At 62.3% G+C, this 20,091-nt stretch carries 17 protein-coding genes and 2 pseudogenes; 7 read left to right on the top strand and 12 right to left on the bottom strand.

Going from position 1 to position 20,091, the window contains the following annotated elements; translation table 11 throughout:
* Positions 1-433: 433 nt before the first annotated feature.
* The 3 genes and pseudogenes from LJE91_00775 to LJE91_00765 all read right to left on the bottom strand — a co-directional run bounded on the left by LJE91_00775 (position 434) and on the right by LJE91_00765 (position 1,571).
* Positions 434-766 (bottom strand): helix-turn-helix domain-containing protein, encoded by a 333-nt coding sequence (locus tag LJE91_00775; protein MCG6867295.1) that lies wholly within the window; start codon positions 764-766, stop codon positions 434-436.
* A pseudogene (locus LJE91_00770) lies at positions 763-1,109 on the bottom strand (type II toxin-antitoxin system RelE/ParE family toxin). The gene LJE91_00775 and the pseudogene LJE91_00770 overlap by 4 nt, the downstream one beginning before the upstream one ends.
* Before the next feature lie 48 nt (positions 1,110-1,157).
* Positions 1,158-1,571, bottom strand: a pseudogene (locus LJE91_00765) (DEAD/DEAH box helicase).
* Between the two features lie 59 nt (positions 1,572-1,630).
* Here LJE91_00765 and LJE91_00760 point away from each other — a divergent pair.
* On the top strand, positions 1,631-1,936 hold the full coding sequence (locus LJE91_00760) for a DNA-binding transcriptional regulator (protein MCG6867294.1): 306 nt from the start codon (positions 1,631-1,633) through the stop codon (positions 1,934-1,936).
* Positions 1,937-2,549: 613 nt separating this feature from the next.
* Here the strand turns inward: LJE91_00760 and LJE91_00755 are convergent.
* The 3 genes from LJE91_00755 to LJE91_00745 are packed head-to-tail and all read right to left on the bottom strand — an operon-like array spanning position 2,550 to position 4,895.
* Positions 2,550-3,398 carry a hypothetical protein gene (locus tag LJE91_00755; GenBank protein MCG6867293.1) on the bottom strand — a complete coding sequence of 283 codons (849 nt, stop codon included), beginning with the start codon at positions 3,396-3,398 and terminating at the stop codon, positions 2,550-2,552.
* A complete protein-coding gene (locus tag LJE91_00750; protein MCG6867292.1) occupies positions 3,385-4,098 on the bottom strand; it encodes a hypothetical protein in 714 nt (237 codons plus the stop codon). Before LJE91_00750 ends, LJE91_00755 begins: the two co-directional genes overlap by 14 nt.
* A complete protein-coding gene (locus LJE91_00745) occupies positions 4,095-4,895 on the bottom strand; it encodes a TIGR04255 family protein (GenBank protein MCG6867291.1) in 801 nt (266 codons plus the stop codon). Before LJE91_00745 ends, LJE91_00750 begins: the two co-directional genes overlap by 4 nt.
* 536 nt (positions 4,896-5,431) lie before the next feature.
* Between LJE91_00745 and queA the strand changes: the two genes are divergently transcribed.
* From queA to secF, 5 genes are all read left to right on the top strand, one after another.
* A complete protein-coding gene (queA, locus tag LJE91_00740) occupies positions 5,432-6,463 on the top strand; it encodes a tRNA preQ1(34) S-adenosylmethionine ribosyltransferase-isomerase QueA (protein MCG6867290.1) in 1,032 nt (343 codons plus the stop codon).
* 35 nt (positions 6,464-6,498) lie between these two features.
* Complete coding sequence (gene tgt / locus LJE91_00735) at positions 6,499-7,614, top strand: tRNA guanosine(34) transglycosylase Tgt (protein ID MCG6867289.1); 1,116 nt, start codon at positions 6,499-6,501, stop codon at positions 7,612-7,614.
* Between the two features lie 52 nt (positions 7,615-7,666).
* Complete coding sequence (gene yajC / locus LJE91_00730; protein ID MCG6867288.1) at positions 7,667-7,996, top strand: preprotein translocase subunit YajC; 330 nt, start codon at positions 7,667-7,669, stop codon at positions 7,994-7,996.
* A gap of 99 nt (positions 7,997-8,095) precedes the next feature.
* Positions 8,096-9,955, top strand: coding sequence for a protein translocase subunit SecD (gene secD, locus LJE91_00725; protein MCG6867287.1), 1,860 nt, complete (start codon positions 8,096-8,098; stop codon positions 9,953-9,955).
* A gap of 11 nt (positions 9,956-9,966) precedes the next feature.
* Positions 9,967-10,902, top strand: a complete 936-nt coding sequence (secF, locus tag LJE91_00720) for a protein translocase subunit SecF (protein ID MCG6867286.1) — start codon at positions 9,967-9,969, stop codon at positions 10,900-10,902.
* 34 nt (positions 10,903-10,936) lie between these two features.
* Here the strand turns inward: secF and LJE91_00715 are convergent, their stop codons facing one another.
* On the bottom strand, positions 10,937-11,746 hold the full coding sequence (locus LJE91_00715; protein MCG6867285.1) for an inositol monophosphatase: 810 nt from the start codon (positions 11,744-11,746) through the stop codon (positions 10,937-10,939).
* 135 nt (positions 11,747-11,881) lie between these two features.
* On the opposite strand from LJE91_00715, the gene LJE91_00710 reads away from it, so the two are divergent.
* Positions 11,882-12,391: a zinc ribbon domain-containing protein gene (locus tag LJE91_00710; GenBank protein MCG6867284.1), complete on the top strand. Its 510-nt coding sequence runs from the start codon at positions 11,882-11,884 to the stop codon at positions 12,389-12,391.
* A gap of 148 nt (positions 12,392-12,539) precedes the next feature.
* Here the strand turns inward: LJE91_00710 and LJE91_00705 are convergent, their stop codons facing one another.
* From LJE91_00705 to nirB, 5 genes are all read right to left on the bottom strand, one after another.
* Positions 12,540-12,896 carry a hypothetical protein gene (locus tag LJE91_00705; protein ID MCG6867283.1) on the bottom strand — a complete coding sequence of 119 codons (357 nt, stop codon included), beginning with the start codon at positions 12,894-12,896 and terminating at the stop codon, positions 12,540-12,542.
* Positions 12,897-12,934: 38 nt separating this feature from the next.
* Entirely contained in the window at positions 12,935-14,773 is a 1,839-nt protein-coding gene (locus tag LJE91_00700) for a dimethyl sulfoxide reductase anchor subunit (protein MCG6867282.1), read from the bottom strand.
* Between the two features lie 31 nt (positions 14,774-14,804).
* Positions 14,805-16,985 (bottom strand): nitrate reductase, encoded by a 2,181-nt coding sequence (locus LJE91_00695; GenBank protein MCG6867281.1) that lies wholly within the window; start codon positions 16,983-16,985, stop codon positions 14,805-14,807.
* Positions 16,986-17,095: 110 nt separating this feature from the next.
* On the bottom strand, positions 17,096-17,422 hold the full coding sequence (gene nirD, locus LJE91_00690) for a nitrite reductase small subunit NirD (GenBank protein MCG6867280.1): 327 nt from the start codon (positions 17,420-17,422) through the stop codon (positions 17,096-17,098).
* 20 nt (positions 17,423-17,442) lie between these two features.
* Positions 17,443-19,878, bottom strand: a complete 2,436-nt coding sequence (gene nirB, locus LJE91_00685) for a nitrite reductase large subunit NirB (GenBank protein ID MCG6867279.1) — start codon at positions 19,876-19,878, stop codon at positions 17,443-17,445.
* Between the last annotated feature and the right edge of the window lie 213 nt (positions 19,879-20,091).

The raw sequence follows: 20,091 nt of genomic DNA, 5'->3' as shown, positions 1-20,091 counted from the left end.
TCAACAGGCCGACGGGCGGTTCTGCCCGTCGCACGGGAAAAGGGAGAAAAGTAGGCTCTTGTCGCTTGAGAACGCGGCTTGTCGTCATCGCCTTGGTTACAATTTTGCCATCGGAGCGGCGGAAATGACTGTGGCACGGCGATTATCCCGTCCCTATTGGTCGGCGACTCCGGAAGCGAAGGCTACTTGCAGGATTTAGGGTGCAGTTAATAAGAGTAGGTGGGGTGGGACGTTACGGGAGGTCTAGAGATGGGTCTGCGGTACCGGCGGCGACAATCACATCTCTTTATAAATCAATAACTAAAAGGTCAAACCGTTAGAAATTCCCCCGAAAATACCCCCCCAGAGTCCCATGCTAGGCATTGTGACCTGACGATAGCCAATCCGGCCTTTCGTCGTTCCCTGGTGTGACCACTCGATGGTCCCAGTACACTTATGCCGCCCGGTTCCCCAACTCGCTGAGCTTCTCAAGCGTATCGGGAAACTTCCTCACCATCAGAATCAATGCCGCGGCCTGGGCATTGGGCCGCGCCCGTCCTTGCTCCCAGTTCTCCAGGGTGCGTGTCGACACGCGCAAGCGGCGGGCAAACACGGCACGTGAGACGTGCATACGTTCGCGCGTGTCGCGGATGAGATCCGCGTCCACTTCGAGCGGTGGCAAGTCCTCGACCTCATGCGAGCGTAGGGTGATTTTCCCCTCGCGCTGCTGCTGCATGGCATCGACGCCTTCCATCAGTTCATCGAACAACTTGCGCTTTTGTTTCATGGCTTTCGTCTCCTGGCCTCCAATTCGGCCTGGATAGCTTTCTTCAATACCTTCTTCTCTTCGGCCGTCAGGTCGGCGGCCTCATCCTTGTCATAGAGGGTGAAGAACCAGATCTGGTAATCGGCTGTCAGGAAGTAGTGGATGACCCTCAATCCGCCTCGCTTGCCTTTGCCGCGACGCGCGTCTTCCCAACGGACCTTGCGAAACCCGCCGGTGCGGGCATCACGTCGCCCATTTCCGGGTTCTCCATCAACGCGTGTTGCAATTCCCGATAGCTCTCGTCGGTCAAGTAGTCGCCGAGGCGTCGCGTGAACAAAGGGGTTTCCAGGAAAACCAGCTTCATGGGCGAAGTATACGCAATTTGCGTATGATAGCAAGCCGAAGGATCCGCGATTCGGTAGCCCATCGCGCGGTAGCCGCGTTGGCGTTTCTCCCACATCCGGAGCAATGTCGGATCGGCGGTATCGACGAAATCGATGATCCGAACGTCGGTCTTGGCAGCGAGCTTCCGATGCAACCGGCCGGCGTACTGCTGCAGCGTGCCCTTCCACGACACCGGCATGGCCAGGACTAGTGTGTCGAGCGGGGGATGGTCGAAACCTTCCCCGATGAGTCGCCCGGTCGCGAGCAGGATGCGCGGCGATTTGGGTGGCAATGCATCGAGTTCGGTGACCAGATTCGTTCGCTGCTTTTTCGACATACGTCCATGCAGCACGAAGGATTCCAGACTGTGTTGCTCCAGCGAGCGCCTGATGCTGTCGAGATGATAGGTGCGTTCTGTCAACACCAGTACCTTGCGTCCTCGACACACACGAATCGACAAGGCGCTTGGGGCGAAAGAACTGATCGAGGTAGAAACGGATGATGAATAAGACCATCCTGGATGCGGTGCACGAGACGGCGAAAGGTTTGCGCAAGGCGGGCGCCATGGATACGACCACAATGCGTGAGTTCGACGCGTTGTGCCTGCCGCCCGTCAAACACTACAGCGCCGGCCAAATCAAGAAACTGCGGTTACGCTACAAAGCCAGCCAGGCGGTGTTCGCCGCGTATCTGAATACCAGCCTGTCCACCGTGCAGAAATGGGAACAGGGTAAAAAGCAACCGAACGGGCCATCGCTGAAGCTGCTCAATATCGTCGACCAGAAAGGTCTCGACGCGCTTGGCTGACGCGAGTTCGGCGAGGCGACTGGAGCCTTCATAGTCATAGTCCGCGAGGCTGTCGGATAGCCGACAGCCGAACGCGCTCACGGTAACCCCGTGGGGGTATTTTCATCCATGGTCATTTCATACCCCCATTCGGCCCCCCTTTGCGATGCGCCAGGAGTAACGTTTATCGTGGTCGGGGAGTAGGGTGCAGACGAGCGGCTGGAATGGCTTCGGAAAAGCGCGAGTGTGCCATGGGTGGCGAATAAGGCAACGATTTCAGTCGCTTCGACCAGCGGAGAGTGATTCTCTAATACGGAATCACACCCGGCGATTCTTGGTTTATGCAATGCTTTATAAAAGCACCATAACGTATTCAAATATAAATAAATACTTGTGGAGGCGGCGACAACCACATTGCCTTATAAATCAATAGGTTAAAGTGCTAAACGCCAGAAATGCCCCCATAGATACCCCCAGATCGCTCCGGCTCATGCTATGGCTGGATTCAGGGCGATTTTATCGCTCCTCTGGCGCTCGCCAGGCGTCGAATCGCTCCAGCGCTTCGGTGTTGCCACCGTGAATGGACGCGTCACCGTGTCCGGTCGACGCGCGCGACCCGGGGATTGGGTCCGGGCTACCCTACACGGCCGGAGAGGTGGTCGAGGTCCAGGGGATCACTCTCCAAGTACTCACGGGCTGTCAGGTCATCGAGGGTGAGCACCGCACCTTGTACTTCGGCGAAGCGCCCCCTGACGGGAACTCGATTAAGCCAGGCATCAAGGCGGACGTCCCAGCCCTGCTTCTCGAAGGTCGGCTGGTCCTCATCCCGGATGAACCAGAACATAAGCTGGATGCTCTCGGCATCCCAAGATGGTGCCGCCCGAACCCGGATCTCGCGCAGGGCTCGCAGAGCCCGGCCCTCGTCGCTCTCCTTGTCGTGCTTGGCGGACATTCGGTTCTTCAAAGGTCCGACGAACGAAACGAAATCGTCGGGGAACGCGATGCGTGCCCGCTTGCGGGCGAGCGCGAGGGATAGACGGCGGGCATCGTGGTCGTCAAGGCACCCCGCTACCCGATCCCACTGTGCGACGACGGCTTTCTCTACCGTCATGACACGGTCCAGGTCAGCTACGAGGCGTTGGTCCGAGACGCCCGGGATGTGGGCGTAGTTCGGCCGGTGGCCACGCTCGATCTCGTGGAGCTTGTCTTCATCGGCCTGGACCAACGGACAGATCTCTATAAAAGGCCGCTCCCCGCAGTTCCGGATGATGTCACACGTCTGGGTAAGGACAGCAAAACCATATACGGCCGTTTCCGCGTTCTCTGCTCCATCCGCTGCTGCGACGGCTGCGTCGTCCGTCAGCGGAGCATCGGGTGCCATGCGAAAGACGAACCACTGCTCACCGACAAGACAGTCCCCCTGCCGCCAGTGCTTCAGTTCCTCATCGATCTTCGCCCGTCCGTCGGCATCAAGGGGTTCCACGCCGCTTATTCCTCACGGTGCGAGCAGCTCGTGCTCGGCCATGGTCGCGATGCACGCGATCGTGCTGAGCATCGACCAGGTCTTCCGGCGGCAGAGGCTCGCGGGCGGCCTTGGCTGCAGCACTCAGCTGGGTAAGCGCGGGTCTTGGTTGGCCAGCGCCACCGCCCAAAATCGCGCGGGCCTCTTCGAAGCGCTCCGCAGTCAGCAAGGCGAACGCAGTTACTCCATCATTGACCTCAAAAAGGCCTGCGCGGGTTGAGCGTGCGTCGCCACGGTCCGCCGCTCGAAGCACGTCGAGTATCTGCATCAGCCGTTGCTCGTTGCCCGCATTCAGAGGCTTACCGCTCGCCCAGAAGTGCACGCTTCGCCGCGACACATCGAAGAGTTCGCCGAGCTGTTCCCACGTCAGACCCGAGATCCGACGCAGCTCGGAGATCGCCTGTCGCGTGGTCTCTGCATCGCCCGTCGCCTCGGGATGACGTTGCCAACTGGGCCCGCTGGCCGTTGCTTCGAACTCGTGAACGTACGGTGCCTCCCACAGACGAGCCGGCTCCGCGGATGAAGTCCCGGAGACTGAGAGCGCACCACTAACAACGATCACCGAAAGCTGAGGCAGGCGTTCGCGAATGCCGGCAAAGCCGGTCGTAGCGACGATGGAATCGGCACGCGCCGACTCGAAGACCTGCTGCTGGAGAGTCATGGTTGGCCTCCGTAGCGCCGGAGGAACTCGTCGGTTACCGCCCAACGAAAAACGCTGTAGATGCGCTCCGCAAATCCTCGCGTCTGTTGCAGGGCCGCCTCGACATTAAGCTCCCGCGTCTCCGCTTGAAACGCGTCCAGATCTAGCAACCAACTTGGTTCGTCGATGGCGTCAACTGCAGCCGGGTCGACCGTGCCACGTGCGGGAATGAGGCCCCAACGCGTCATCACTTGTCCGGCATTCTCAGGAAGCACGAAAACGGCCTCGGAAATTGACTGAAGGGCGTGGGAGGCCAGAGGCGTCGAAAGAACGCCGCACACCTCCGGGCGCACGAGGTGCGGCAGGTCGTTGAGGTTGTCGCCCGCTACGCGGTCGATGTAGCGAACACCGAGGCGATCGATGACCTTCGGGTCCACGTGGGCGACGAGCGCCTCGAGCACGCACTTAAGTCGGTCGAGGAGATCCTCGCGGCTGGTATAGCGACTGGTTTCCAGCGCGAGGAAGTCGGGAGCCAAGGTGACGCGCCACACACTACTTGCATCGTGGAACCGCCACACGGTGTTCGAGCGGGCGTCCATCACGCCCTGCTGGCCAAGAACGACGCTGCGGCTTTGTTCGGGTCGAAGGACCGGATACTCAGCGCGGATGGCTTCCTGGAACGGCGCAATAAAGTCACGCTTCTCCACGGACGCCACCAACGGGAACCGCACTTGCGCGATAACGCGCACAAGGGGGGCGTCGGTCAGTGGCACCTCGGCTGGCGGCGGGCCCGTCAGCGGTGTCTCGTTGGCAGTCACGGCCGGCGTCTCCTCCATGGGTTCTACACTGTAGACAGCTGTTGTTGAGGTTAGCGCAAATGGAACAAGCTGTGAAGAGATATGTGAAGCAAGAATTACAGGCTTGGCTTCCCCGGTCCGTCACCGGCGACGTTGGACTGCGACCATTTGCAGCAACGAAAACCACTCGCTCGATTCGGTCCAATTGCAAGAATGGAAATCACACTGGAAGGTCGCGGACAAAGAAACGGCCGCATCGAGAGCGGCCATTTTAAACATAATGTATTGAATTTATTAATAAATATTGGTGGAGGCGGCGGGAATCGAACCCGCACTTTCTTTTGAAGACTAGATATTGAGTCTGGCGCGTCTACCAGTTCCGCCACCCCGGCCGGAGAGGCGACAGTGTATCGAATCCTGCCACGCCCGCGAGCACGAGATTGGGCCCTTGCAGGTTTTCCGGTTGACTTCCGGCTGCTTTCAGGCCCGGTTGCGACCGGTCATGCAGCATCCGGGTCCGTGTGCCGATCGCCCGGATCCTGATACCATCGCGCGCCATGCGAAGGAGCGAGTTCAGGTTCGATTTGCCTAAGGAGTTGATTGCGCAGCAACCGCTGCCCGCGCGGAGCGCGAGCCGGCTGTTGAAACTGGACCGGGAGAGCGGTGCGATCCGGGACGGACGTTTTACCGATCTGTTGGAAGAACTCCGTCCTGGGGACCTGCTGGTCTTCAACGACACCCGCGTGATCCCGGCGCGCCTGCCGGGACGCAAGGCTACGGGCGGCAAGGTCGAGGTGCTGGTCGAGCGAGTCGAGGATGATCGGAGGGTGCTGGTCCAGATAAGGGCAAGCAAGTCGCCTCGTGAGCGCAGCCTTCTGTTATTCGACAACGGCGTCGAGGCAACCGTAGTGGCAAGGGTGGGGGAGTTCTACAGGCTGGCGTTTACCGGGGACCAGACGGTAAACGAAGTGCTGGAAACCCAGGGGCATGTTCCGCTCCCGCCCTACATCGAGTGGCAGGATTTCGGGGAGGACCGGGAACGGTACCAGACCGTTTACGCCAGATCTCCGGGTGCCGTCGCGGCGCCGACGGCCGGACTCCATTTCGACGGATCCCTGTTGAATCGCCTCTCGGAGAAGGGCATCGTTCAGGCCTACATCACATTGCACGTCGGTGCCGGCACCTTTCAGCCCCTGCGTGTAGAGGACGTCAGCAAACACCGAATGCACCCCGAACGGGTGACTGTCGGTGATGAGGTCGTGGCGGCCATAGAGCGCTGCCGGGAGGGTGGCGGCCGTATCGTGGCCGTTGGCACCACATCGGTCCGTGCACTGGAGTCGGCCGGCGCGAGCGGAACCCTGAAGCCTTACTCGGGTGAGACGCGTCTGTTCATCACTCCCGGTTACAAATTCCGAGTGGTCGATGCGTTGATCACCAACTTTCACTTGCCGGAATCCACGCTGCTGATGCTGGTGTGCGCCTTCGGCGGGTACGGGACGGTCCTGAACGCCTACCGTCATGCGATGGAGGCGGGGTACCGGTTCTTCAGCTACGGAGACTCGATGTATCTCCACGGGCGCAGGAGATGACCGTGGGTGACGCGGCGCGCGTTGGCGCTGAGCGTATGACGTTCGAACTGCTCGCGACCGATGGGGCGGCCCGGCGAGGGCGCCTCGAATTCGACAGAGGCACGGTCGAGACCCCGGCCTTCATGCCCGTCGGGACCTATGGCACCGTCAAGGCGATGAGGCCGGACGACGTCCGTGCGACCGGGGCCGGGATGATCCTGGCCAATACATTCCATCTCATGCTGCGGCCGGGTCAGGAGATCGTCCGCGCCCACGGTGGACTGCACGGGTTCATGCACTGGGATGGGCCGATTCTGACCGACTCCGGTGGATTTCAGGTCTACAGCCTCGCGGAGTCACGCAGGATTGCCGAGGCGGGGGTCAGTTTCCGCTCGCCGGTGGACGGGGCGAAGGTGTTCCTGGATCCGGAACGCTCGATGGCGGTGCAGCGCTCACTCGGCTCCGACGTGGTCATGGTGTTCGACGAGTGTACCCCGCACCCGGCGAGCGCGGTTGAGGCACGGGAGTCGATGGAACTCTCCCTGCGCTGGGCGAAGCGCAGCAGGGCGGCTCACGGCGAGAATCCGGCGGCGTTGTTCGGCATCGTACAGGGCGGGACGTTTCCGGACCTTCGTGCCGAATCGCTGGAGGGACTGCGGGGGATCGGCTTCGACGGTTACGCTTTAGGGGGACTCTCGGTCGGGGAGGGGGAGGAAGAACGCCACCTCGTACTGGATGCGATCACCCCCGCGATGCCGGCAGACAGGCCCCGGTATCTGATGGGTGTCGGCAGGCCCGAGGACATCGTCGAGGCGGTGCGCCGAGGGATCGATATGTTCGACTGTGTGATGCCAACCCGCAATGCGCGCACCGGGTTCCTCTATACCCGACGTGGCCTGCTGCGCATACGAAACAGCCGCTACCGCGAGGACCTGCGACCCGTAGACCCCGACTGCGACTGTTACACCTGCCGGCACTTCAGCCGCGCCTATCTCCGGCACCTCGACAAGTGCGGCGAAATCCTGGGATCCATGCTGAATACGGTGCACAACCTGACGTACTACCAAGATCTCATGGTTGACATCCGCGCCGCTATCGAGCGCTCGACGTTCACGCGCTTCGCGAAGCGGTTTTACGAGATGCGCGCCCGCACGCCGGACTCTGTGGCATAATACGCGGCCAATTTTCAGGAACGACAACACCGAATCCATGGGGTTTTGACTAATGAATTTTCTGATTGAGGATGCGCTGGCACAGGGTGCACCGGGCGCGCAGGGCGGCGGAATCGAGTTCTTCATCATGATCGGCATTTTTTTCCTGATCATGTATTTCATGATCATCCGCCCGCAGTCCAAGCGGGCCAAGGAACACAAGCAGATGGTCGATACCCTATCCAAGGGCGATGAGGTCGTTTCCAACGGCGGCTTGCTCGGGAAGATCACCTCGGTCGGGGACAGTTTCGTGGACCTGCAGGTGGCCGAGGGTGTCGAGATCAAGCTGCAGAAGAGCGCCGTCGCATCGGTCCTGCCGAAGGGCTCCATCAAGGGCAGCTAGTCCCGCCGGACACGGCCCGGATCCGACGGATCCGGGCCGCCTGGCCCAGCGGCCGCTCTCTCCGTCCGCCACGCGTATCGCACCGTATTCCAGGCGTCTATGAACAAGTACCCGTTGTGGAAAAACCTGCTCATCGTGGCGGTGCTGCTGATCAGCATTGTCTACGCCGTCCCGAATCTCTTCCCGGAGGATCCGGCCGTCCAGGTATCCCATTCCAATGATCTGCTCGACGAGGGCGTCAAGACGAAAGTCTCGAGTGAACTCGAGCAGGCCAGCATTCCTTACAATGCCATCGAGATGTCCCCGGAGCAGCTTCTGGTCCGATTCGCCAATACCGAGGAGCAACTCGAGGCGGCGGACCTGATCAAGTCCTCGCTCAGCGGTGACTACATCGTGGCGCTGAACCTGGCTCCGGCCACGCCGGGCTGGCTGCGGGTGCTAAACGCCAGTCCGATGAACCTGGGTTTGGATCTGCGCGGCGGTGTCTACTTCCTGCTCGAGGTCGACATGGACGCTGCGGTCAAGCAGGCGCTCAACCGCTACGAGGGGGATTTCCGCGGTGCACTGCGCAAGGAAAAGATCCGCTACCTGGGCGTCACCTCCGCCAGTGACACCATCACGGTCAAGTTTCGCGATGCCGAAGCGGCCGAGTTGGCATACGATCTTCTCCGCGGCGAATACGGCGGCGATCTTCGAATAGAGCAGGATACCGAGTCGGACCCGCCGGACATCAAGGCAATATTCAAGGAGACCGCCCTGCGCGAGCTGAAGAAATTCGCCCTGCAGCAGAACATTACTACCCTGCGCAAGCGGGTGAATGAACTTGGCGTTGCTGAGCCGGTGATCCAGCAACAGGGGGAGAACAGGGTCGCGGTCCAGTTACCAGGCGTTCAAGATACGGCACGGGCAAAGGAGATCCTCGGTGCGACCGCCACCCTGGAATTCCGTCTGGTCGACGAAAAGAACGATGCGTGGGCCGCCCGCGACTCCGGTCGCATCCCCGTGGGCGACCGGCTCTACTTCGAGCGCAACGGGAACCCTGTGCTGCTCAAACGCCGCGTGATGCTGACGGGGGACTACATCACCGATGCGGCCTCCGGCATCGACAAGGATTCCGCCGGTCCGGCCGTGTTCATTACCCTGGACGGCAAGGGCGCGCGCCTGTTCAGCAAGGTCTCGGGGGACAATGTGGGTCGCCTGATGGCGGTGGTCTTCATCGAGAACAAGACCGAGACCGTCAAGCGTGATGGGGAAGCGGTCCGCAAGACCCGCAAGGTCGAGGAGGTCATCAACATCGCCCGGATTCGCGAGCAGCTCAGCAAGCGTTTCCAGATCACGGGACTCGACTCCACGCGCGAGGCGCGCAAGCTGGCGCTGCTGCTGCGGGCCGGCGCGCTGGCCGCACCGATGGAGATCGTCGAGGAACGAACCGTCGGACCCAGCCTGGGACAGCAGAACATCGACCAGGGATTCAAGTCCGTCGTCGTCGGCGTGATTCTGGTGATGGTTTTCATGGCGGTTTACTACCGCGTCTTTGGCCTGGTGGCGGACCTCGCCCTGTTGGCCAACCTGGTGCTGATCGTGGCGATCATGTCCATGATACCGGGCGCCACCCTGACCCTGCCCGGTATCGCCGGCATCGTGCTCACCGTCGGCATGGCGGTCGACGCCAACGTCCTGATCTTCGAGCGCATCCGTGAGGAGCTGCGGCTGGGCAACTCGCCGCAGGCCAGTATCGAGGCCGGCTACGGTAAGGCGCTCTCGACCATCGCGGACGCGAACATCACTACCCTGATCGCCGCCATCGTCCTGTTCGGATTCGGCACCGGACCCATCAAGGGATTCGCAGTGACGCTTTCCATCGGTATCCTGGCCTCGATGTTCACTGCCATCATGGGGACGCGGGCTGTCATCAACCTGATCTACGGTAGCAAGCGCTCCCCGGTGCTGGCGATATAGGACTTCAAGCGATGAAACCTATCCTGAAACAGTCCCACATCGATTTCATGAAGTGGCGGAATGTCGCGATGGGTATTTCGCTCGTCCTCGTTGTATCGGCCATCACCTCGATTGCCATCCGGGGACTCAATTTCGGCATCGATTTTACCGGCGGTACGTTGATCGAACTGGGGTACGGACAACCCGTCAAGCTGGACGAGATACGCGAAACGCTGTCAGAAAGCGGTTTCGAGCGCACCACGGCGCAACACTTCGGGACCTCGCACGACGTTCTCGTACGGCTCGCACCGGAGGCCGGTCGCAACAACGTCGAACTGAGTGACAGTGTGGTGAAGACGCTGCGCGCCAAAGCACCGGGAGTCGAGGTTCGCAGGATCGAGTTCGTGGGTCCGCAGGTCGGAGAGGAGTTGCGCGAGGACGGGGGACTCGCGATGGTCTACGCCCTGATCGGGATCCTGATCTACGTCACGCTGCGCTTCGAGTACCGTTTTTCGTTCGGTTCGGTCATCGCCCTGGTGCACGACGTGATCATCACCGTTGGGTTCTTCTCGCTCACCAGGATCGAGTTCGACCTTCCCGTGCTGGCCGCGGTGCTGGCGGTCATCGGGTACTCGCTGAACGACACCATCGTAGTCTACGACCGTATCCGCGAGAACTTCCGAAAGATGCGCAAGGTGAACACGGTCGGTGTCGTCAATAGCTCGATCAACCAGACCCTCTCCCGTACGCTGGTTACCTCCCTGACGACCCTGCTGGTCCTGATTGCGTTGTTCTTGATCGGCGGATCCGTGATCCACAGCTTTGCGCTCGCCCTGATCGTGGGTGTCATCGTCGGTACCTATTCCTCGATCTACATCGCGAGCTCCTCGATCCTGATGCTCGGCGTGAGCAAGAAGGATCTCCTGCCGATCCAGCGGGACAGCGGGGAGACTGAGGGACGTCCCTGAGCGGCGGGGTCCGGCGATTCTCTGACGACAAGGTTCAGGCCGAAACCTGACCTGCCCCGATCTCGGACAGATGCGGTTGCAACCGCTTCACCATTTCGACGAATACGTGTCGATTCGCGGTCATGATATTGCCGGTGCGCATATGGTCGCTGCCTCCGGCGAGGTCGCCGACCAGACCGCCCGCCTCGCGGATCAAGGCGACCCCGGCGGCCATGTCCCAGGGGTTGAGTCCGAACTCCCAGAACGCATCGAGGCGGCCCGCGGCGACGTACGCGAGATCAAGTGCGGCCGAGCCGGCGCGCCGTATGCCGGCGGTGTCGTGGCTGAGCGCGCGCAGCGAAATCAGGTACCGGTCGAGGCTCTGGTCGCCGCGAAAGGGGATGCCCGTTCCCAGCAGCGCTCCGGACAGGCTGGAGATCTGTGTGACCCGGATCCTGCGGTTGTTCAGCGTCGCGCCCCGGCCCCTCTCCGCGCAGAACAATTCTTCCTTGAATGGGTCGTAGATGACGCCGGCCTGATAGGCTCCCTTGTGGTGAAACGCGATCGAAACGGCGTAGTGCGGAATGCCGTGGAGATAGTTCGTGGTCCCGTCCAGTGGATCTATGATCCATTCGTACTCGCTCTCGCCCGTTCCACCGCTTTCCTCGGCAAGGATGGCGTGGTCCGGGTGGGCCCGGCGGATGATGCCGATAATCTCGGCTTCCGCCATCTGGTCCACCTCGCTGACGTAGTCGTTACGCTGCTTGGCGCGGACGCTGAGGGAGTCGATCCGGTTGCTGTACTGCAGGATGATCTTGCCGGCGGCCCGGGCGGCGGCCAGCGCGATGTTTGTCACGGGGTTCATGGGTACGGCCGGTAGCGGTGCTGAAATGCGGCGCAAAGGATAACAGATGGGCGCATTCGTGTGAGGCGCCGGTCAGGTTTAAAGCGCCCCGCACATGGATTATTCTTCTGCCAGAGCGAAACCGGGGAGACGAAAATGCCGATCTACGAGTTCTACTGCGAGGACTGCCATACGATTTTTAATTTCTTCTCGCGCCGGATCAACACCGAATCGGTCCCGTCGTGTCCGGCCTGCGGGCGGGCCGCGCTGGATCGACGGCCCTCGGTCTTCGCAGTGACCAGGGGACGCAAGGACGAGGATGGCGAGGATCCGCTTGGCGGCATGGATGAGAGCCAGATGGAGCGTGTCATGGCCTCGCTCGCCGGCGACATGGAGGGAATCGACGAGGACGATCCGCGCCAGGCCGGGCGCATGATGCGAAAAATGTTCGATGCGATGGGACTGAAGCCGGGTTCCGGTATGGCAGAGGCGATTCACCGGATGGAGGCTGGCGAGGACCCGGACCGGATCGAGGAGGAGATGGGTGATGTGCTCGAGGGGGAGGATCCGTTCGGAATAATCGCCTCCCCGAAGGCCGGTCTGCGGGACTTCAGAAACCGGATGCTGCCCCCGCGAATCGACAAGACACTCTACGATCTGGAGTGACTGCCGGATCGGTGGACTGCGTTTCACTTGTCCACCCTACCGATTGGGACGCGTGGTGGTTTGGGGTAGGGTGGACAAGCGGCAGCGTAGTCCACCATTTGTGTCTTTCCAAACTAAATTGGCGGTCTTTCGTATCCGATCTCGCTCATCAGCGCAGCACGATTGTGAAGATGTCGCGCTCCAGCAGACGACCGGCAACCTTGCGCCGGTAATCGTCGCGGACTCCCCGAAACAGGATCGCCAGCGAGATCGCGAAACCTGGCAGGAAGATTGACAGGAGTACGAGAGCTTGCGGACCGCCGGGATCCCGTACCGCCAGGAGCGGTCCAGCCAGCCAGACGGGCCAGAGAAACAGCAGACCCCGCACCGTGTGCCAGGCACCGAGGGTCAGCGCGGCGAGCAGACGCCTTGCCCGCTGTCGCCGCGAACGGTAACTGGCCTCGAAAACGGCCCTTTCCAGGGGATTGTCAATGTCCTCGAGTTTTCTGCTGCGACCTTGCTGCAAGAGGGGAGGCGGTCTCAGGCAATCCGTCAGACGTCGAGTCAGTGGGTTTCGGCGATGATGCCGGTCTGCGGCAAGTGCGCCAGCCCGGACTCACGGGCATGATCCTGAAACCCGGGATTTCGCCAGAAAAACGCACCCGGCATTGTCGTGGGCATTACCACCACATAGAACAGCGCACGGCCGCCCACCGCGGTGGCCAGAACGAGCCCTGCGGACACGAACCAAAGTGCGAGGCCCGCGGGCCCTTCAGGGGCCGAGATCCCGAGGGTCATCGTCGAAAGGACAGACAGACACAGTCCGAGGCTACGGAGACGATAGATCCTACCGAAGGTCGTAACCTGCTGGTGATATGCTGCGGCCCCTTCTCCGCCACGCCGCTTCAGGTCGCGGCCATGCGCGATCAGACCGATTGCCTCGAGCACGAGTCCCGCGACGACGGGTAAGGCGAGGATCGACATGACCGGCGCCCAGGACAGCCCCTGCAGATAGCGTACGACCGAGAAGCTCAGACCGGCCAGCAGCGGGCCGAGCGCGAACATGTTGCCGAAGAAGGCCGTCAGTACCTGCCAGTGGTTCCAGAAGGGGCGGGCCGCGATGCGGTAGATGCGATGCATGAAGTACAGCGAGGCTGGACCGGTGATCGCGGCGCCCCAGCCCGTCAACAGGGCTGCGCCCCGGGACCAGTCGCCGGGGAGCCAGTCGAGCAGCATTGGGAAGGTGCTGATCAGGGTATAAGTGCCGAGAAAGTTGTAGAACACCGCCAGGCTTGCCACCTCGCGACTGACCGGTGAGTAGCGCAGGTTGTTGAAGGCCCGGTAGAATCGGTGCGGTTTGCCAAGATGAAGGGTGGACAGGACCAGCGCGAAGGTCTCGAGACCCAGCAGGGCGAACAGAAGCGCCGGGTAGGCGACCGGGTGCGCATCCGCAGAGAGGGCGTCCAGCCCGAACAACGGCCCCAGGAAGAGCGTGAGAAACGCGCCGACGACCGCCTGGGTGATCAGGGTAAAGACCACCAGCGGATCCTCGCGGGACCGGAGTCCTTTCGGCCCTGTACGCCGCATCGTCCCGGTGTCGCGCACCCTTGCATGGTACGGGCCTTCGCCGGGGGCGTCGCGTCGGTAGCTGAGCGGCACGCTGTCCGGCCGCGTCATTTCCCGCGGCAGGCTGCGGGTCTGCTGGAAGCGGATGTTGGGGTGCGTGATCTCCGGGTCCGGAAAGCCGGGGATGCTGGTCTCCAGTTGTTCGCGGTTCGCCGGGGTGGTCTCGATCACGCCGAAGTCCAAGGCACCGCCCAGGCAGGCCGCTGCACAGGCCGGTTTGAGTCCCTGTTCGAGACGATCCACGCACATGTTGCATTTCTGGACGTGCCCGGCGACCGGGTCGAGCTGGGGTGCGTTGTAGGGACAGACCCAGGTGCAGTACCCGCATCCGAAGCAGATGTCGGGGTCCTGCAGCACCGCGCCGTACTCGGGGAACTTGGTATAGGCCCGGGTCGGGCAGCCCTTCAGACACACCGGGTCGTCGCAGTGATTGCAGGCCATCGAGACGTTGAGACGCGCGTAGGCAGGCCAGGTGCCGCCTTCGACGTATCCCACGGAGCGGAACGCGAGGTGTGGCGGCAGATCGTTCTTCTCGCTGCAGGCGGATTCGCAGGCGTGACAGGCGATACAGTTGTCGGCGTTGAAATAGAACCCGTGCTGCCTGTAGCGATCGGGACCCTCGTAGACCCGGTCGTCGCCGTTGATGTTGAGGCTCTTTCCGGCCAGCGCGCCGTCGTCGCTGACGAGGTCCAGCGGCTTGCCGTAGCGGTTGCGTTCCGGTGCCTGCACGCGGGGAATCAGCGCATATCCCGGCTCGTCGTCTCGTGTCCTGAACATCTGGAAGGTGTCTCCGGTTGTCGGCGCGCCGTCAGTAGGTCCTTGCCGCGTGGTTGCGGGCCGCCGCCTCGTCCTCGTCGGCGACCGGCTCGACCCGTACCGCGCACTGTTTGTAGGCGGGTTGCCTGGAATGTGGATCGAGCAGGCCCAGCGTCAGCCGGTTGACGCACTCGTGGAAGTGAAAGGGGATAAAGACCATGTCGGGCGGCACACGTTGCGTCAGCTGCACCAGGACCACCGCGTCGCCGCGCCGCGAGACCAGCCGAGCGTAGCGCCCGTGTTCAACGCTTAGCGCCTTCGCCGCGTCGGGGTTCATCTCCATGTACGGGGTGGGACTGAACTTGTTGAGGTTGCCGATCTTCCCCGTTCGGGTGCGGGTGTGGAAGTGCTCCACCACGCGCCCGCTGTTGAGCCAGAAGGGGAAGTCCCCGTCGGGTCGCTCGTTGTTGTCGACGAAGGGCAGGGGGATGAGGCGCGCCCTGCCGTCCGGATGCCGGAACCGGCCGTCCGTGTAGAGTCTCCGGGCCCCCGTCTCCGCATCCTCGGGACAGGGCCACTGAATGCCGCGTTGCGCCTCGATCTTCTCGTAGGTCATGCCCGAGTAGTCCAGCATGCGCCCGCGCGACAGGTCCCGCAGTTCCTCGAACACCCCCTCGGCCGTCTCGGGGAAGGTGATGGCGCGTCCCTGCTCGAAACGTTTGGCGACCTCGTTGAAGATCCACAAGTCCGGTTTGGCGTCGCCCCGGGGCTCGACGACATTGCGTATCAGATTGACGCGTCGTTCGGTGTTGGTGAACGTGCCCTGCTTCTCCGCCCAGACGGCCGCCGGCAGGTAGACATGACTGTATTCGTTGGTCTCGACGTCCCGGTAGGCGTCCTGGACCACGAGGAAGTCCAGTTTCTCCAGGGTCTTGCGGATCCTGGGCGTATTGGGCATCGAGGTCATCGGGTTGGTGGCGATAATCCACAGCCCCCTGATCTGTCCGGTCTCGATCGCCGGGAAGATATCGGTCTGGAACAGACCGCGCCGCTTCGGAAAAAAGTCCGGGTCGATACCCCAGAAGTTGGCGATCTCCTCCCGGTCGGCGGGCTTCTCCAGCGCGCGGTAACCCGGCAGACCGGAGCAAGACGACCACTCGCGCGTGCCCATGGCGTTACTCTGTCCGGTGATGGACAGGCTGGTGCCCCCGGGCTTGCCGATGTTTCCGGTGATCAGGTTCAGGTTGTTGATGCCCACCACGCCGTCCGAACCGTGGGTGCTCTGGTTGATCCCCATGGTCCAGATCGTCATCGCGGCGCCCGCCCGGGCGTAGGTCCTGGCGACGTTGCGGATGGTGTCCTCATCGATGCCGCAGATGCGTGAGGCCGACCGCGGGTCGTACTGCGCCACCAGTTCCGCAAACGCATCGAATTCGGCGGTGTGCGCCTCGATGTACGCGCGGTCCTCCAACCCTTCGTCGAGGATGACCTGCGCCAGGGCGTTGAGCAGGACCACGTCGGTGCCCGGATTCACCGGCAGATGCACGTCGGCCATCTGCGCGAGCATGGTCACGCGCGGGTCCACCACGATGAGCGGGAACCCGCGCCGCTCGCGCGCCTCGCGCATGCGCCAGAAGATGATCGGGTGCTGTTCGGGGAGGTTCGAACCGATGGCCAGCAGGCAATCGGTGTGCTCGAAATCGTCGTAACAACCCGGGGGACCGTCCGAACCGAAGGAACGCTTGTAGCCGGACACCGCCGAGGCCATGCACAGGGTGGTGTTACCGTCGTAGTTGTTTGTGCCGATGACCCCGCGAGCCAGCTTGCCCAGGGTGTAGAACTCCTCGGTCATGATCTGGCCGGTGGAGACGATGGCGAAGGCGTCACGGCCGTGTGCGGCCTGGATGCGCTTGATGCCCTCGGCGAGCGCATCGAGCGCCGTGTCCCAGCTCGCCTGGCGGAACGGTTCGAAGTGGCGGTCACGCAGCAGCGGGGTGTCGCCGCGACCGGCCGCGTCGAACAGTTCGTGCTCGAAGATGCCCTTGAGGCAGAGCTTGCCCCGGTTGACGTCGGCGCCGCCGACACCGCGCGACGACACGGCCATGCCCTTGCGATCGAGGCCGACCTCGATCGAGCATCCCGTGGAGCAGTATCCGCAGGTCGTGTATTTCCATTCCACCACACCCTTATCGGCGATGCGGATGGGGTTCTTCTTTTTCCTACCGAACAGCATGGTTGCCTGATACGAGGTTCAGTGGTTGGTCGTCGTAGCGCCGGGTAATCTCGTTGTAGGTCCCGCCGACACCCACCGATGGGTATGTGACGTTGGCCATACGACTCCGATCAGGGAGCAACAGGCGACAGCGAAAGGTACACGGTTCGGTTCTCCACGCGGACGTCGTAGCGAACCGTGCTGCCTTCGTCAGGTGCGCGCGCCTTGCCGCTGTCGAGATGAATGCACCAGTTGTGGAGCGGGCAGGTCACGGACCGGTCGTGAACGATGCCCTGGGAGAGGGGCCCGCCTTTGTGGGGGCACTTGTCCCGCAGTGCGAAGACCTCGTCACCCGCAGTCCGGAATACCGCGATGTCCTCCTGTGGCGTGCGGACCACGCGGGCGCCGAGCCTGGGGATGTCCTCCAGATGTCCGACTTCGAGCCATTCTGGGTCCATGGTTCTTGCCGCCTGAGTGCTCATCCGCCCACCTGTCTCATCACCGTGAATTCGTGTTCGTCGACACCCCGGGCGCGTTGTTCCCACGGGTCGAATTGATAGATCTCCTGGGAATCCAGGAACCGCCGGAAGAGCGCCTTGCGGCCGATCTCGTCCTCGACGACGCGTTGCTTGACGTAACTCAGGCCGACGCGCTCGACCCAGGGGGCGGTGCGTTCTAGATAGCGCGCCTCCTCGCGGTAGACCTGCATAAACGCGCCGCAGTACTCCAGGACTTCGGTTTCGGTCTCGACGCGGCAGAGCAGGTCCGTGGCGCGAACCTTGACGCCGCCGTTGCCACCGACATGCAGTTCCCAGCCCGAATCGATCGCCACCACGCCGAAATCCTTGATCGTCGCCTCGGCGCAGTTCCTCGGACAGCCGGAAACGGCCAGTTTGAACTTGTGCGGGGTCCAGGAGCCCCAGGTCAGTTTCTCCAGTTCGATCCCCATCCGGGTAGAGTCCTGGACGCCGAAGCGGCACCACTGGGACCCGACGCAGGTCTTGACGGTGCGCATCGCCTTGCCGTAGGCATGGCCGGAGACGAACCCGGCCGCGGCGAGGTCGCCCCAGATCCCCGGCAACTGCTCCTTTCTCAGGCCCAGCATATCGATCCGCTGACCACCGGTGATCTTCACTGTCGGGACGTCGTATTTCTCGGCGACCTCTGCCAGGGCGCGCAACTGTGCCGGACTCGTCTCGCCGCCGAAGATCCGCGGCACCACCGAATAGGTCCCGTCCTTCTGGATGTTCGCGTGGGCGCGTTCGTTGATGAAACGCGACTGATATTCGTCGGCCGCCTCTTCCGGCCAGGTGGAGATCAGGTAATAGTTGAGGGCTGGGCGGCACGCCGCACAGCCGTCAGGTGTCTTCCACTCCATGAAATCCATGGCGGACCTCACCGACTTCAGGTGTTGGTCACGAATCGCCGCGCGCACCTGGTCATGGGTCAGGTCGATACACTTGCACATCGGCTTGTGCTCCGGGGACTCGTAGTCGCCGCCGAGCGTGGAGGCCAGGATCTGCTCGACCAGTCCGGTACAGGAACCGCAGGATGCCGAGGCCTTGGTGTGGGTCTTGACGTCATCGAGGGTGAACAGCCCCTTCTGGGTGATGGCGTTGACGATGTCACCCTTGCAGACGCCGTTGCAGTCGCATACCTGGGCGTCGTTCGCCATCAGCACCGCCTGGTTCTGTCCGCCGTGCCCGGAGTCGCCCAGGTGGTGTCGCCCGAAGAGGATTCGGTCGCGGAAGTCGGAGATGTCGGTCTCCTCGCGCATCAGCTGAAAGTACCAGGCGCCCTCGACCGTATCGCCGTACAGGACCGCACCCTCGATACGGTTGTCGCGCAGCACCAGTTTCTTGTAGACGCCGCCGGCCGCGTCCTGCATGACGATCTCCTCGGCCCCGTCGCCGCCCGAAAAGTCGCCGGCGGAGAACAGGTCGATACCGGTCACCTTGAGCTTGGTCGAGGTCACCGATCCCTCGTAGCGGGCGATACCGTATTGGGCCAGGTGGTTCGCACACACACGCGCCTGTTCGAACAGAGGGGCGACAAGCCCATAGGTTTCACCGCGATGCTGAACGCATTCCCCCACGGCATAGATACGCGGGTCGTAGGTCTGCAGGGTGTCGTCGACGACGACGCCGCGCTCGCAGTAGAGACCCGCCCTGGTGGCGAGTTCGGTGTTCGGTCGTATCCCGACCGCCATGACGACGAGGTCTGCCGGGACCTCGTGGCCGTCCTCGAAGCGCACCGCTGTCACCCGGTCTTCACCAACGAACGCCTCGGTCCGCGCCTGCATCAGGAAGCGCAAACCGCGCGCTTCCAGCGAGGCCTTGAGCAGGGTCGCGGCGGGCTTGTCGAGCTGCCTTTCCATCAGGGTGTCGAGGAGGTGGACGACCGTGACGTCCATGCCCTGTTTCATCAGGCCGTTGGCGGCCTCGAGTCCGAGCAGGCCGCCGCCGATGACCACGGCGTGTTTTCCGGTCCGCGACGACTCGAGCATCGCTTCGACGTCGTGGATGTCGCGAAACGAGATGACGCCCGGCAGGTCCTTGCCCGGAATCGGGATGACGAAGGGGCGGGAACCGGTTGCCAGGATCAGCCGGTCGTAGGGGGTCTCGGCCCCGTCGCTGGCGATGACGACACGCCGCTTCCGATCGATCGACTCGATTCGCTTCCCGGTGTTCAGGGTGATTCCGTTCTGCGCATACCACTCGGTCCGGTTGAGCATGATGTCGTCCAGTGACTTTTCCCCGGACAGCAGGGGCGAGAGCAGAATGCGGTTGTAATTGCCGTGCGGCTCGTCGCCGAAGACCGTAATTTCGTAGAGGTCGGAATCCTGCTTGAGGAGTTCCTCCACGGTACGCATGCCGGCCATGCCGTTACCGATCAGTACCAGTTTCTGTCTCATCCCCCTCACGCTCCGCATTCAATCTTGCCCTTGTTTACTAGCAAACGGCATACCAGGTAGTTTGAATTCGCCGCAACGAGGCAGAAACAGGCGGAATGGCGCGATTCGTGGCCCGAATCGGTGCAGAAAAGCAGGGTGCTTGAACGCTATGTTGCACCGCACTAGTGCACAGGATCCGGTATTTGAACCAGGATGTTTAAAAACGTGGCGACT

Source organism: Gammaproteobacteria bacterium (genome assembly GCA_022340215.1).
GTDB lineage: Bacteria > Pseudomonadota > Gammaproteobacteria > JAJDOJ01 > JAJDOJ01 > JAJDOJ01.
Note: the sequence above shows the minus strand (reverse complement) of the source record. Positions and strands in the feature narration are given on the sequence as shown.

Bases quoted from the DNA above. Each gene is read 5' to 3' on its own strand.
- LJE91_00775 (MCG6867295.1), bottom strand. From the start codon at position 766: ATGAAACAAAAGCGCAAGTTGTTCGATGAACTGATGGAAGGCGTCGAT.
- LJE91_00760 (MCG6867294.1), top strand. From the start codon at position 1,631: ATGAATAAGACCATCCTGGATGCGGTGCACGAGACGGCGAAAGGTTTG.
- LJE91_00750 (MCG6867292.1), bottom strand. From the start codon at position 4,098: ATGACTCTCCAGCAGCAGGTCTTCGAGTCGGCGCGTGCCGATTCCATC.
- queA (MCG6867290.1), top strand. From the start codon at position 5,432: ATGCGAAGGAGCGAGTTCAGGTTCGATTTGCCTAAGGAGTTGATTGCG.
- tgt (MCG6867289.1), top strand. From the start codon at position 6,499: ATGACGTTCGAACTGCTCGCGACCGATGGGGCGGCCCGGCGAGGGCGC.
- yajC (MCG6867288.1), top strand. From the start codon at position 7,667: ATGAATTTTCTGATTGAGGATGCGCTGGCACAGGGTGCACCGGGCGCG.
- secD (MCG6867287.1), top strand. From the start codon at position 8,096: ATGAACAAGTACCCGTTGTGGAAAAACCTGCTCATCGTGGCGGTGCTG.
- secF (MCG6867286.1), top strand. From the start codon at position 9,967: ATGAAACCTATCCTGAAACAGTCCCACATCGATTTCATGAAGTGGCGG.
- LJE91_00715 (MCG6867285.1), bottom strand. From the start codon at position 11,746: ATGAACCCCGTGACAAACATCGCGCTGGCCGCCGCCCGGGCCGCCGGC.
- LJE91_00710 (MCG6867284.1), top strand. From the start codon at position 11,882: ATGCCGATCTACGAGTTCTACTGCGAGGACTGCCATACGATTTTTAAT.
- LJE91_00700 (MCG6867282.1), bottom strand. From the start codon at position 14,773: ATGTTCAGGACACGAGACGACGAGCCGGGATATGCGCTGATTCCCCGC.
- LJE91_00695 (MCG6867281.1), bottom strand. From the start codon at position 16,985: ATGCTGTTCGGTAGGAAAAAGAAGAACCCCATCCGCATCGCCGATAAG.
- nirD (MCG6867280.1), bottom strand. From the start codon at position 17,422: ATGGACCCAGAATGGCTCGAAGTCGGACATCTGGAGGACATCCCCAGG.
- nirB (MCG6867279.1), bottom strand. From the start codon at position 19,878: ATGAGACAGAAACTGGTACTGATCGGTAACGGCATGGCCGGCATGCGT.